The following is an 11,418-nucleotide window of genomic DNA, read 5'->3' on the forward strand; positions in this document are numbered from 1 at the left end:
CTTGATCCCGGGCGCGCATATCGCGATTTTCCCGACCCGAACGGCGGCGTGCGATCCGGACGTTTCGCCAACCCCTGTTCCGAAGCGGCGCCGCGTCTTAAGTAGCGGCCATGCAAGTCGCCGCGAGCGTCCTGGACGCCATCGGAAACACCCCCCTCATCCGCCTGCGCCGCGCCAGCGAGATGACCGGCTGCGAGATCCTCGGCAAGGCGGAGTTCTGCAATCCTGGCCAGTCGGTGAAGGACCGCGCGGCGCTGTTCATCATCCGCGACGCCGAGCAGAAGGGCCTCCTGCGCCCCGGCGGCCGCATCGTCGAAGGCACGGCGGGGAACACCGGCATCGGCCTGGCCATGGTCGGCAAGGCGCTGGGCTACCCGTCCACCATCGTCATCCCGCGCACCCAGAGCCAGGAGAAGAAGGACGCCATACGCCTCTATGGCGCCGAGCTCGTGGAGGTGGACGCCGTCCCCTACTCCGACGAGATGAATTACGTGAAGTATTCCGGCCGTCTGGCGCAGGAACTCAATGAAACCGAGCCGAATGGGGCGGTGTGGGCCAACCAGTTCGACAACGTCGCCAACCGCGAGGCCCACGTGCGGACCACGGGTCCGGAGATCTGGGCCCAGACGGACGGCAAGGTCGACGGCTTCATCTGCGCCGTCGGATCCGGCGGCACGCTGGCCGGCGTCGCCCTGGCGCTGCGCGAGCGCAATCCGAACGTCGCCATCGGCCTGGCCGACCCGCATGGCGCAGCGCTCTATTCCTATTACACCGACGGCGAGCTGAAGGCGGAGGGGACCTCGATCAGCGAGGGCATCGGCCAGGGGCGGATCACCGCCAACATCGAGGACATGGTCATCGACCGGGCCTACCGGATCTCCGACGAGGAGATGCTGCTCGCGCTGTTCGACCTCGTCGAGCACGAAGGGCTGGTGATGGGCGGCTCGACGGGCATCAACGTCGCCGGCGCGATCCGCCTGGCGCGCGACCTGGGTCCCGGCCACACCATCGTCACCGTGCTCGCCGACCATGGCCAGCGCTATCAGTCGAAGATCTACAATCCGGCGTTCCTGCGGGAGAAGAACCTGCCCGCGCCGGCCTGGATGGGCGCATGAGCGATCCCCTGGTCACCACCGCATGGCTCGCCGAGCGGCTCGGCGATGCGGGCGTGCAGATCCTCGACGCCACCTGGTTCCTGCCGACCGACGGGCGCAAGGGGCGCGAAGACTACGCCAAGGGCCACATCCCCGGCGCGGTCTTCTTCGATATCGACCAGCTGGCCGACCGCACGACGGACCTGCCGCACATGCTGCCTTCGGGCGAGGCCTTCGCCCGGGCGGCGGGCGCGCTGGGCCTGCGGCGCGCCGCCGAGATCGTGGTCTACGACGGCCAGGGCATCTTCTCGGCGCCCAGGGTCTGGTGGACGCTCAGGGTGATGGGCTTCCCGCGCGTGAAGGTGCTGGACGGCGGGTTGCCGAAGTGGCGGGCCGAGGGCCGCGCCGTCGAGGCCGGCTCCCCCGCGCCTGCGCCGACTGGGCTGGAGCCCATCTTCGAGGCGAAGCTGGTGCGCGACCTGCCCGCGGTTCGCCGCACGCTGGAGGCCGGCGACGCGCAGATCGTCGACGCCCGCCCGGGGCCGCGCTTCCGCGGCGAGGCGCCGGAGCCGCGGGCCGGTCTGAAGGCCGGCCACATGCCGGGCGCGCGCAATGTGCCATTCTCGGCGGTGATCAGTCCCGATGGGACGCTGAAGGCCGCCCCCGAGCTCGGCAGGGTGTTCGGCGAGGCCGGCGTCAGCCTCCAGTCGCCGATCGTGACCACCTGCGGCTCCGGGGTCAGCGCCGCCGTGCTCGCCCTGGCGCTGGCCCGGCTCGGGCGCGAGGACGTGGCGGTCTATGACGGCTCCTGGGCCGAATGGGGCGCGCGCCAGGATACGCCGGTCGCCACGGGCCCCTGATCGGCGAGGCCATGCATATCCGGCTCGCGCGTCCGGACGAATGCTCAGAGCTGCCCGCCATCGAGCGCTCCGCGGCCGAGCTGTTCCGCGGCTCGTCGCAGGCCGCGGTGGCCGACGGCGACGTCTCGCCGGCCGACTTCCACCGGCCGCTCGCCGTGCAGGGCCTGGTCTGGGTCGCCGAGGATGGCGGGCGTCTGACCGGCTTCGCCGCCTGCGAGCTGTTCGAGGACGCCCTGCACATCTGGGAGCTCGCCGTGCGGCGCGAGGCCCAGGGCCACGGCGCTGGCCGCGCCCTGGTCATGGCGGCCGTCGCCGAGGCGCGGCGGCGGCGCGCGCCAGCCGTCACGCTCACCACCTTCCGCGACATCGCCTGGAACGCCCCGTTCTACGCGAGCTGCGGCTTCGCCGAAGTCCTCGAAGAGGCGTTCAACCCTCGCCTGGCCTGGATCCGCGCCCGCGAGACGAAGCTGGGGCTCGAGGCGGCCGCCCGCTGCGCCATGCGCCTGACCCTCATGCCTGCGCCTTGAAAGCCCTGCGCCCGCGGCTCTAAGTGCCCGCATGGACGACGAAACCCGCCTGATCCGCGCCGGCGCGACGCCCGACAAGCTGGCGAAGACGGTCGGTCCGCCGATCCAGAAGGGCTCCACCGTCCTGCTGCCCGACGCCGAGGCGCTCTACGACGATCATAACCGGGTGACCTACGGCCGTCAGGGGCTGGCCGCCCAGGCGGCGCTCGCCGACGCGCTGGCGGAGATGGAAGGCGCCGCGGGGGTGGCGCTCTATCCGTCCGGGCTCGCCGCCGTCACCGGGGCGCTGCTGGCGGTGCTGAAGGCCGGCGACGAGATCCTGGTCGCCGACACGGTCTATCGGCCGACGCGGCGGTTCTGCGACACGGTGCTGAAGCGGTTCGGGGTGAAGACCGGCTACTTCGATCCTCGGCAGGCGCCGGAAGAGCTGGTCGGCAGGGCCGCCGATGCGACGCGCCTCATCCTGATGGAGAGCCCCGGCTCGCTGTCGTTCGAGATGCAGGACATGACCCGCACGGCGGAGCTTGCCCGCGCGCGGAACATCCTGACGGCCGCGGACAACACCTGGGGCGCGGGGTATCTCTACAAACCCCTCGAACACGGCGTCGATCTCTCGATCCAGGCGCTGACCAAGTATGTCGGCGGCCATTCCGACGTCTTCATGGGCTCGGCCGCGGCGCGCGATCCGGCGCTCGTGCGGGCGCTGCTGGACGGGGTCGTGCAGACCGGCTGGAGCGTCTCGCCCGAGGACGCCTACCAGATGCTCCGGGGGCTGCGCACCCTGCCCACCCGTCTGGCCAGGCATGGCGAAAGCGGCCTGGCGGTCGCCCGCTGGCTGGCGGTGCGGCCGGAGGTGGCGGCGGTCTTCCATCCCGCCCTGCCCGGCGCGCCGGACCACGCGCTGTGGGCGCGCGACTACAGCGGCGCCTGCGGGCTGTTCGCGTTTGCGCTCAAGCCGGGCCCGGCGGCGGCCGTCAACGCCTTCCTCGACGAGCTCACCCTGTTCGGGCTGGGGTTTTCGTGGGGCGGCTTCGAGAGCCTCGCGATCCCTTGCGATCACCAGCTCAAGACCCGGAGATTCCGGCGCGACTACGGCGGCCCGCTGATCCGGCTGCACATCGGCCTGGAGGACGCCAGGGACCTCGTCGCCGACCTCGAGTCGGCCCTTTCCGTCTACGCCGGCCGCATCGGCTGAACCCCGGAACCTTCGGCCCCTCGCCGCGATTGCGGGCGAAACCAGGACGGAGGTCCAGACCATGAGCGAACCCCATGGCGGCGTGAGCCCCGGTGCGGAACAGGCCGCGCGCGAAGAACGCGACGTCCAGCGCGAGATCGATCAGAAGGAGCAGCGTTCCTTCGCGCCGGGCGGCGAGCAGAAGGACGAGAAGCCGCCGCAGACCGGCGCGCGCGAATATCCGGTCCCGCCGGTTCCCAAGCAGCACCTGGAGAAGCCCGGCGTGCAGGCCGAGATGCAGCTGCAGCCGATGTGGGATGCGCCCTACTACAAAGGCTCCGACAAGCTGAAGGGCAAGGTGGCGCTGGTCACCGGCGCCGACTCCGGCATCGGCCGGGCGGTCGCGGCGCTGTTCGCGCGCGAAGGCGCGGACGTGGCCATCGCCTATCTCGACAGCGAGCAGGACGCCAAGGCGACCCAGGCGGCCGTCGAGAAGGAGGGCCGCCGCGCCATCCTGCTGTCGGGCGACGTGGCCGATCCCAAGTTCGCGAAGCAGGCTGTCGAGCGGACGGTGAAGGAGCTCGGGAAGCTCGACATCCTGGTCAACAACGCCGCCTTCCAGGAGCACGCCGAGGGCATCGAGGAGATCTCCGAAGAGCACTTCGACCGCACGATCAAGACCAACCTGTACGGCTACTTCCACATGGCCAAGGCGGCGATCCCGCACCTGAAAGCGGGCTCGGCCATCATCAACACCGGCTCGGTGACCGGGCTGCAGGGCTCGAAGGCGCTCCTGGACTACTCGATGACCAAGGGCGGCATCCACGCCTTCACCATGTCGCTGGCTTCGAACCTGATCAAAAAGGGCGTGCGGGTGAACGCCGTGGCCCCAGGGCCGGTGTGGACGCCGCTCAACCCGGCCGACCGGCAGGCCGAGCAGGTCGCCAGGTTCGGCGCGCAGACGCCGATGAAGCGGCCCGCCCAGCCCGAGGAGATCGCGCCGGCCTACGTGTTCCTGGCCTCGCCCCAGACCGCCAGCTACATCACCGGCATGATCCTGCCGATCACCGGCGGGGAGTAGCCGACGGGCGGGGCCTGAGTGGCGCAGGACTGGCTCGACGCCTTCATCGCCGCCGACCGCCTGCCGGAGAGCTTCCGGCGCACGGCCGCGGTGGTGTGCGCGCCGCTGGCGGAGATGGCCGCCGCGGCGCGCCGCACGCTCGGGCGAACGGCGGTGATCGGGGTTTGCGGACCGCAAGGCTCGGGAAAGTCGACGATCTGCGCCGCGACGCAGCATCTGCTCGAGGCAAAGGGCCTGAGCGACGCCATCCTGTCGCTGGACGACCTCTACCTCTCGCGCGCGGCCCGGGCGGAGCTGGCGCGCGCCGTCCATCCGCTGCTCGCGACCCGCGGACCGCCGGGCACCCACCACCCGGTGCTCGGGATCGAAGTGCTGCGGCGGCTCGGCGAGCCCGGCGAGGTCGCCCTGCCCCGCTTCGACAAGGCCGCCGATACACCTCGTCCGCCATCCGAGTGGCCGCGGGTCGCCGCACCGGTCGACGTCGTGCTGTTCGAGGGCTGGTGCGTCGGCGCGCGGCCGCAGCCGGCCGAAGCCCTCGTGCAGCCCGTGAACGCCCTGGAACGCGACGAGGACCCGGACGGCCGCTGGCGTAGCTTCGTCAATCTCGCGCTGGACGGCGCCTACCAGCCGCTGTTCGCGACGATCGACCGGCTCGTCCTGCTGCAGGCGCCGGGGTTCGAGGTGGTGGCGGGCTGGCGCGCCGAGCAGGAGGCGAAGCTACGCGCCCGCACCGGCGGCGGCATGGGCCCGGACGAGATCGCCCGCTTCGTCGCCCACTACGAGCGCCTGACGCGATGGATCGCGCAGGAGGCGCCGGCCCGCGCCGACTGGGTGGTTCCGTTGGCGGCCGACCGGACGCCTCTGTAAGCGGCGATAGGGCTGGCGCGCCCGGCAGGACTCGAACCTGCAACCACCAGCTTAGAAGGCAGGTGCTCTATCCAGTTGAGCTACGGGCGCTAACCTTTAGTGAGTCCAGGGAATCCTGCGGCTGAAGGCGAAGTTGTCGGCGTAGGCCTTGATGATCCGCTTGGCGGGCTTGGAATCGATCAGCTGGAAGGCGATGCCGTGCTGGTCGGCATAGCGGACCGCCTCCTCCCTCGTCTCGAACGACAGGCGCACCTGGCTGGAGGCGGTGTCGCCCGTCTGGGTCCAACCCATCAGCGGATCGGGCTGGCGCGCGTCTCTCGGCTCGAACTCCAGCACCCAGTCCTTGGTGTTGGCCTTGCCCGACTGCATGGCGGTCTTGGAAGGGCGGAAGATGCGCGCGAGCATGACGGAACCTGGGGTCTCTCTCCCGGTGCGGGAACGCCGGCCCGGCCGAATCCGCGCCGCGCCGTCCCCTTAGCAGACGACCGAGAAACATAAAGCCTTGGGCGAAGCTGCGCCTTGTGGCGAGCCGCCACGCCGCCATCCCGGCGGAAAGCCGTAGGATGGGCGCGCCGATTCGGCCGCGCAGGCCGCCGGCCGATGGCCGTCAGGGAGACGTGACGCTGAGGTGGTTCGCCTGCATCCCGCTCGCCATGCTGATGGTGCTCGGCGCGCCGACGGCCAGGGCGGCCGACGCCATGCCTGCGCCTGTGCGTGCGCCCGCCCCCGCCGCCGCGCCGAGCCCGTCCGCCTCCGACGACCTCGACCGGCAGCTGGGCCGGCTGCTCGCCGATCCCGGGCCGCCGCTCGACCCAGACGTGTTCGGCTATCAGGCGATCGCCATCGGACCCACCGCGCTCGATCAGGCGTGGCGCGACGCGCAGGCGCCGGCCGCCTCGCCGCTCCCAGCCGACTGGGCGGCGCTGGTGGCGCGCATCGGGGGCCTGCCGCTGCGAGCCCAGGCCGAGGCGGTGGACGAGTTCGTGAACCGGCGCGTGGCGGTCGCGACAGACCAGGAGGTCTATGGGGTCGCCGACCACTGGGCGAGCCTCGCCGAGACCATCGCCGCCGGCCGCGGCGACTGCGAGGACTTCGCGATCGCCAAGATGCGGCTCCTGCAGATGGCGGGAGTCCCGAGCCGGCTGCTCTATCTGGTGCTGGTGCGCGACACCCGCAGGCAGGTGGACCATGCCGTCCTGCTGGTCCGCGAGGGCGATGCGCTGCTGGTGCTCGACAGCGAGGCCGAGCGCGTCCGCACGGCCGGCGAGGTCACGGCCTATAGGCCGATCGCCGGGTTCAGCGGCGAGAGCCGCTGGCTGTTCCAGACCGCCCAGGCCGCCGCCGCCCTCGAGGCCGCGGAGCATCCGCCGGGCGTCGATCCCGCCATCCTGCCCGCGCCGGCGATCCCCACGCCCGGCGCCGCGCGAACTGCGCCGGACGCGCCGCAATAGGGCCAGACGATGGTCGGGGCGGCAGGATTTGAACCTGCGACCCTCTGCTCCCAAAGCAGATGCGCTACCAGGCTGCGCTACGCCCCGCCGGTCCGGAAAGCCTGCGATATAGGCCTTTTCGCCGCGCCGCAAACCTCGCTCGCGCGGCCGCGGCTCACCGGGACATCAGCTTGAACACGCCGGAGCAGCGGACCACGTCATGGGCGCCGACATAGGCGCGCCCCTCGGCGAAGGCGACCTCGCGGGTCGCGCGGGTGAGCCGGGCCTCGCCGCGCACCCACTCGCCGGCCCTGGCCATGTGCAGGAAGTCGATGGAGAGGTGGATGGTGACCGCCCGCTTCTGCGCGCCTCGCCAGACCGCGCCTGCCAGGACCCCGTCCATGAAGGCCGAGAGCATGCCCCCGTGGACGATGCCGACCCCATTGCAGTGGCGCGGCAGGGCGTAGAAGGCCTGCTCCACCAGATCGCCCTGCGACGCCCGGTGGAAATAGGGCCCGTTGCGGGTCGAGAACAGGCCCCGACCCTGGGCGGGCGCGAAGCCCTCCGGCGGCGGCGGGATGGCTTCCGCGGGCTCGTCCGTCACCGGGTGAAGATCCGGTCGATCACCTTGTCGCCGGGCTTGACGCCGAGCTGAGCGGCGCGCCCGGCCGGGATCTCCAGGACGGCGCGGATCGTGCCCCCGGCGGGGATCGGCGTCTCGTCCAGCGGCGCCGCGTTGCGCGCCACCGACAGCACCTTCCCGTTCGGCGCGATGTAGACGATGTCGAGCCCGATCAGGGTGTTGCGCATCCAGAAGTTCACGCCGTCGGCGGGGGCGTGGAAGTCGAACAGCATCCCGCGATCGGGGGCGAGGCGGCGACGGCACATCAGGCCATAGGCGTGCTGCCGCTCGGTCTGGGCGACCTCCACCTTGAAGCGGGCGGGGCCGCGCGCGGTCACGATGGTCAGCGGCTGCAGCGGCGCGATCACCGCCTGGCCATGGCAGCGATCGGGATCCATCCGCGGGATGTCGGTCTCGCTGCGCGCCGCCGGCGCCAGGACAATAGCGGCCAGGCCGAACGCCACGGCCAGCGCCAGCCGGCTGCGCTGCTCAGTAAGCTGCAAGACCACGCAAAGCTCCGGCGCAGACGAATCTAGCCGAGATCAGACGCCTCGATCTCGGCGACCACAAGGCCCTTCGGCCCCTCGGCGAAGCGCACCATGACGTCCTCGCCCGGCTGCAGGTCCTCCATGCCGGAGCGGCGCAGCGTCTCGATGTGGACGAAGATGTCGCCCGGCTCGCTGTCGCGGACGACGAAGCCGTAGCCCTTGGTGCGATTGAACCACTTCACCTTGGCCCGTTCGCGCGGACCGGCCGGCAGCAGCGGCCGCCGCTGCGGGCGCGGCCCGGCGGGGTCGCGCATCTCCCGCGGCCGACGCTCGCTCGGCGCCGCGGCGCTCTCGTCGATCTCGACGATCTCGCTCACCTGCCAGCCCTTCGGCCGGCGAACCACGTCGCAGGTGATGATGGAGCCCTCCAGCGCGCTCTCGCGCCCGCTGTTGCGCAGCGAGGTCACGTGCAGCAGCACGTCCTTCAGGTCCGTCTGGTTCGGATCGTCGGGGACGACGAAGCCATAGCCCTTGCCGGCGTCGAACCATTTGACACGCCCGGTGATGCGCAGCGCGATCGCCTGCACATCCACCTCATCCAATTCGAAAACCGCCATCTGCCCCTCGGCCTACTACTTGGCCAAGTATAACACTGTTCTCGTAACTTGAGGCCCGTCAATGGGGATTTTGGGAATCGGACGGCGCCGCCCCGCCGGTTCGCGGCGGGCGCATGGCAGTCCCTAGGGGAGTCGAACCCCTCTTTTCAGGTTGAAAACCTGACGTCCTAACCGATAGACGAAGGGACCGCGGCGTCGCGAAGGGCGGCTCTATAGACCGCCTTGCCCGCGGCGCGCAAGACTGCCGCCAGGCGCGGTTCAGGCGAGGGCCGCGAGCACCTCCGTGGCGACGACGTCGATGTCCACCGGACGGGTGGTGTCCACACGCACGAGGGCGCCGACGCGAGCGGGATCTCGTAGTGCGCCGCGCGGGCCGGTTCCAGCTCTTGCATGCGTTGCGCGGGACGGCTCAAAGCCGCGCGCTCGCGATGGCGCCGCTGCGCCAGCTCCAGCGGGCAATCGCAGCGAAGCTCCACGATCCGGCCGCTCAGGCGGGCGAGCTGCGTCGCCTCATACGGATCGGAGCGCTTGATGTTGCTGTCCAGCACGAGGTCGCCGCCGGCCCGCGACAGAGCCCAGAAGATCTCCCAGGCGGCGGTTCCGCACCGCAGCGACAGGGCGTGGTCGCCGGGCGCGCCTTGCATCGCGCGGAAGATCACGTCCAGCATCCCGTCCTTCGAGACGTAGGTGAAGCCGAGGCGGGCGGCGAGCGCCCGGGCGAGGCTCGACTTCCCCGCAGCCGGATAGCCGGACATCACCACGATGCGGGCCATGCGCGTACCCCCGCAGCGCGCCATTCGCGACAGTCAGGCTGTCATCGAGGCGGCGGCGCTGTCAAACCTGCCGGGGGTCGGCGACGTCCTCGATCTCGAGCTCGACGCCCTGGCGGCCCTGCCAGTCGTCCGGCTTGAGGCGGCCGGCCACGTGGAGGCCGCCGCCGCCCTGCAGCAGCCGCCGGCCGGCTTCGCTGTCCTCGATGCGCCAGGCCACCGCCTTCAGCCGCCCGCCCGAGCCGTCGGTGAGCGTGCAGCGGACATGGCCGCCGCGAAGCGCCATGGGCCGCTCGATGCGCACGTCGGCGGCCGCGAACAGGGGCTCGGGATTGCCGGGCCCGAACGGCGCGAGCCGCTGGAAGTCGGACCACAGGGCGCGGTCGCAGGCGCGGGTCGTCACCAGCGCGTCGATCTCCAGGCCGTCCTCGGCGGCGGCGAGACCGGCCTCCTCCGCCAGGCGCTCGCAGAGGAAGGCGCGAAGCTCGGGGATGGCGGCGGGGCGCACCGAGAGCCCCGCGGCCATGGCGTGGCCTCCCCCGGCCAGCAGCAGGCCATCCTCGAACGCCGCCTGCACCGCGCGGCCGAGGTTCACGCCCGGCTGCGAGCGGCCGGAGCCCTTGCCCACATCGGCGGCGCGGTCGACGCCCACGACCACGACCGGCTTGCGGTAGCGCTCGCGCAGCCGCCCCGCGACGATGCCGATGACGCCCGGATGCCAGTCGTCGGCGGCGACCAGCAGGCAGGGCGCCTCGGCCTGGTTGGATTCCCGCTCGACGATCCGGATCGCCGCTTCCAGGACTTCCTTCTCCACCTCCTTGCGCGAGGCGTTGAGCGCGTCGAGCTCGGCGGCGAGCTGGGCGACCTCCGCGGGATCGTCGGTGGCGAGCAGCCGCGCGCCCAGGTCCGAGCGGCCGATGCGGCCGCCGGCGTTGATCCGCGGGCCCAGGATGAAGCCCACGTGGAACACCGAGGCCGGACCCTGGCTCTTGGCGACCTCCAGCAGCGCCTTCAGCCCGGGATTGCGCCAGGCGGACATCACCTTCAGACCCTGGGCGGCGAGCGCGCGGTTGAAGCCGGTGAGCTCGGTCACGTCGCAGATGGCGCCCATGGCGGCCAGGTCGAGCCATTGCCGCAGGTCCGGCTCCGCCCGCTCGCCGAACAGGCCGCGGCGGCGGGCCTCGCGGTTGAGCGCCGCCAGCAGCACGAAGGTCACGCCCGCGGCGGCCAGGCGCCCCTGGCCCGAGGCGCAATCCGGCCGGTTCGGATTGACCAGGGCGGCGACGGCCGGGATCTCGCCGCCGCGCATCAGGTGATGATCGATCACCACCACCTCCAGCCCGATCTCGGCCGCGCAGGCGAGCGCGTCGTGGGCGGCGGCCCCGCAGTCGACGGTGACCACCAGTTCCGCGCCCTCGGCCTTCAGGCGGCGGAAAGCGGCCGGCGACGGGCCATAGCCCTCCGTGATCCGGTCGGGAACATAGATCGGCAGGTCCGAGCCCATGGCGCGGAACCAGCGGACGAGCTGGGCGGCCGACGAAGCGCCGTCGACGTCGTAGTCGGCGAACACGACCAGCGGCCGCTTGCGCTCCAGGGCCTCGATCAGGATCTGCGCCGCACGATCCATGTCGGCGAAGGCGGAGGGGTCGGGGAACAGCGCCTTCAGCGTCGGATTGAGGAAGACCTCGCCGGCGCCGTCCGCCACGCCGCGCGCGGCGAGCGCGCGGGCCAGCGGCTCGGAGAGGCCCAGGGACAGTTGGTGCCGGCGGACGGTCTCGGGGTCGGCGGGGCGCTCTCGCCAGGCGCGGCCCGACAGCGAGCGGCCGACGCCCAGATAGCCGAATTGTCCGCTTCCGTCCGGCAACCGCCGCTCCCCGCGCCCGAAGTG

Annotated in this window: 13 protein-coding genes and 3 tRNA genes; 7 read left to right on the forward strand and 9 right to left on the reverse strand. The window is 71.8% G+C overall.

Annotated elements, in window-relative coordinates:
* The first annotated feature begins 110 nt into the window (after positions 1–110).
* The 6 genes from VLI41_RS14060 to VLI41_RS14085 all read left to right on the forward strand — a co-directional run bounded on the left by VLI41_RS14060 (position 111) and on the right by VLI41_RS14085 (position 5,603).
* Positions 111–1,115 carry a cysteine synthase A gene (locus VLI41_RS14060; RefSeq protein WP_325268711.1) on the forward strand — a complete coding sequence of 335 codons (1,005 nt, stop codon included), beginning with the start codon at positions 111–113 and terminating at the stop codon, positions 1,113–1,115.
* Positions 1,112–1,954 carry a 3-mercaptopyruvate sulfurtransferase gene (gene sseA, locus VLI41_RS14065; protein WP_325268712.1) on the forward strand — a complete coding sequence of 281 codons (843 nt, stop codon included), beginning with the start codon at positions 1,112–1,114 and terminating at the stop codon, positions 1,952–1,954. The genes VLI41_RS14060 and sseA overlap by 4 nt, the downstream gene beginning before the upstream one ends.
* Positions 1,955–1,965: 11 nt before the next feature.
* Positions 1,966–2,481, forward strand: a complete 516-nt coding sequence (locus VLI41_RS14070; protein ID WP_325268713.1) for a GNAT family N-acetyltransferase — start codon at positions 1,966–1,968, stop codon at positions 2,479–2,481.
* A gap of 31 nt (positions 2,482–2,512) precedes the next feature.
* Complete coding sequence (metC, locus tag VLI41_RS14075) at positions 2,513–3,676, forward strand: cystathionine beta-lyase (protein WP_325268714.1); 1,164 nt, start codon at positions 2,513–2,515, stop codon at positions 3,674–3,676.
* A 61-nt stretch (positions 3,677–3,737) separates the two neighbouring features.
* Entirely contained in the window at positions 3,738–4,736 is a 999-nt protein-coding gene (locus VLI41_RS14080; protein WP_325268715.1) for an SDR family oxidoreductase, read from the forward strand.
* Between the two features lie 18 nt (positions 4,737–4,754).
* Positions 4,755–5,603: a kinase gene (locus VLI41_RS14085; RefSeq protein ID WP_414692563.1), complete on the forward strand. Its 849-nt coding sequence runs from the start codon at positions 4,755–4,757 to the stop codon at positions 5,601–5,603.
* Between the two features lie 13 nt (positions 5,604–5,616).
* Here the strand turns inward: VLI41_RS14085 and VLI41_RS14090 are convergent.
* Positions 5,617–5,693 (reverse strand) — tRNA-Arg (locus VLI41_RS14090).
* A gap of 6 nt (positions 5,694–5,699) precedes the next feature.
* A complete protein-coding gene (locus VLI41_RS14095) occupies positions 5,700–6,008 on the reverse strand; it encodes an ETC complex I subunit (RefSeq protein ID WP_325268716.1) in 309 nt (102 codons plus the stop codon).
* Between the two features lie 212 nt (positions 6,009–6,220).
* On the opposite strand from VLI41_RS14095, the gene VLI41_RS14100 reads away from it, so the two are divergent.
* Entirely contained in the window at positions 6,221–7,054 is an 834-nt protein-coding gene (locus tag VLI41_RS14100) for a transglutaminase-like cysteine peptidase (protein ID WP_325268717.1), read from the forward strand.
* A gap of 10 nt (positions 7,055–7,064) precedes the next feature.
* On the opposite strand, the gene VLI41_RS14105 is transcribed toward VLI41_RS14100, so the two are convergent.
* The 7 genes from VLI41_RS14105 to recJ form a co-directional block, all read right to left on the reverse strand.
* Positions 7,065–7,141: transfer RNA gene (locus tag VLI41_RS14105), tRNA-Pro, on the reverse strand.
* A gap of 67 nt (positions 7,142–7,208) precedes the next feature.
* Positions 7,209–7,637 (reverse strand): PaaI family thioesterase, encoded by a 429-nt coding sequence (locus tag VLI41_RS14110; protein ID WP_325268718.1) that lies wholly within the window; start codon positions 7,635–7,637, stop codon positions 7,209–7,211.
* Positions 7,634–8,164 (reverse strand): DUF192 domain-containing protein, encoded by a 531-nt coding sequence (locus tag VLI41_RS14115; RefSeq protein WP_325268719.1) that lies wholly within the window; start codon positions 8,162–8,164, stop codon positions 7,634–7,636. The genes VLI41_RS14110 and VLI41_RS14115 overlap by 4 nt, the downstream gene beginning before the upstream one ends.
* Before the next feature lie 23 nt (positions 8,165–8,187).
* Positions 8,188–8,760, reverse strand: coding sequence for a cold shock domain-containing protein (locus VLI41_RS14120; RefSeq protein ID WP_325268720.1), 573 nt, complete (start codon positions 8,758–8,760; stop codon positions 8,188–8,190).
* A 114-nt stretch (positions 8,761–8,874) separates the two neighbouring features.
* Positions 8,875–8,949, reverse strand: a tRNA-Glu gene (locus VLI41_RS14125).
* A complete protein-coding gene (locus tag VLI41_RS14130; protein ID WP_325268721.1) occupies positions 8,928–9,533 on the reverse strand; it encodes an AAA family ATPase in 606 nt (201 codons plus the stop codon). The genes VLI41_RS14125 and VLI41_RS14130 overlap by 22 nt, the downstream gene beginning before the upstream one ends.
* A gap of 61 nt (positions 9,534–9,594) precedes the next feature.
* A complete protein-coding gene (recJ, locus tag VLI41_RS14135) occupies positions 9,595–11,394 on the reverse strand; it encodes a single-stranded-DNA-specific exonuclease RecJ (protein ID WP_325268724.1) in 1,800 nt (599 codons plus the stop codon).
* Between the last annotated feature and the right edge of the window lie 24 nt (positions 11,395–11,418).

This window comes from Phenylobacterium sp., from assembly GCF_035475775.1.
Classification (GTDB): Bacteria; Pseudomonadota; Alphaproteobacteria; order Caulobacterales; family Caulobacteraceae; genus Phenylobacterium.

Bases quoted from the DNA above. Each gene is read 5' to 3' on its own strand.
- VLI41_RS14060 (WP_325268711.1), top strand. From the start codon at position 111: ATGCAAGTCGCCGCGAGCGTCCTGGACGCCATCGGAAACACCCCCCTC.
- sseA (WP_325268712.1), top strand. From the start codon at position 1,112: ATGAGCGATCCCCTGGTCACCACCGCATGGCTCGCCGAGCGGCTCGGC.
- VLI41_RS14070 (WP_325268713.1), top strand. From the start codon at position 1,966: ATGCATATCCGGCTCGCGCGTCCGGACGAATGCTCAGAGCTGCCCGCC.
- metC (WP_325268714.1), top strand. From the start codon at position 2,513: ATGGACGACGAAACCCGCCTGATCCGCGCCGGCGCGACGCCCGACAAG.
- VLI41_RS14080 (WP_325268715.1), top strand. From the start codon at position 3,738: ATGAGCGAACCCCATGGCGGCGTGAGCCCCGGTGCGGAACAGGCCGCG.
- VLI41_RS14095 (WP_325268716.1), bottom strand. From the start codon at position 6,008: ATGCTCGCGCGCATCTTCCGCCCTTCCAAGACCGCCATGCAGTCGGGC.
- VLI41_RS14120 (WP_325268720.1), bottom strand. From the start codon at position 8,760: ATGGCGGTTTTCGAATTGGATGAGGTGGATGTGCAGGCGATCGCGCTG.
- VLI41_RS14130 (WP_325268721.1), bottom strand. From the start codon at position 9,533: ATGGCCCGCATCGTGGTGATGTCCGGCTATCCGGCTGCGGGGAAGTCG.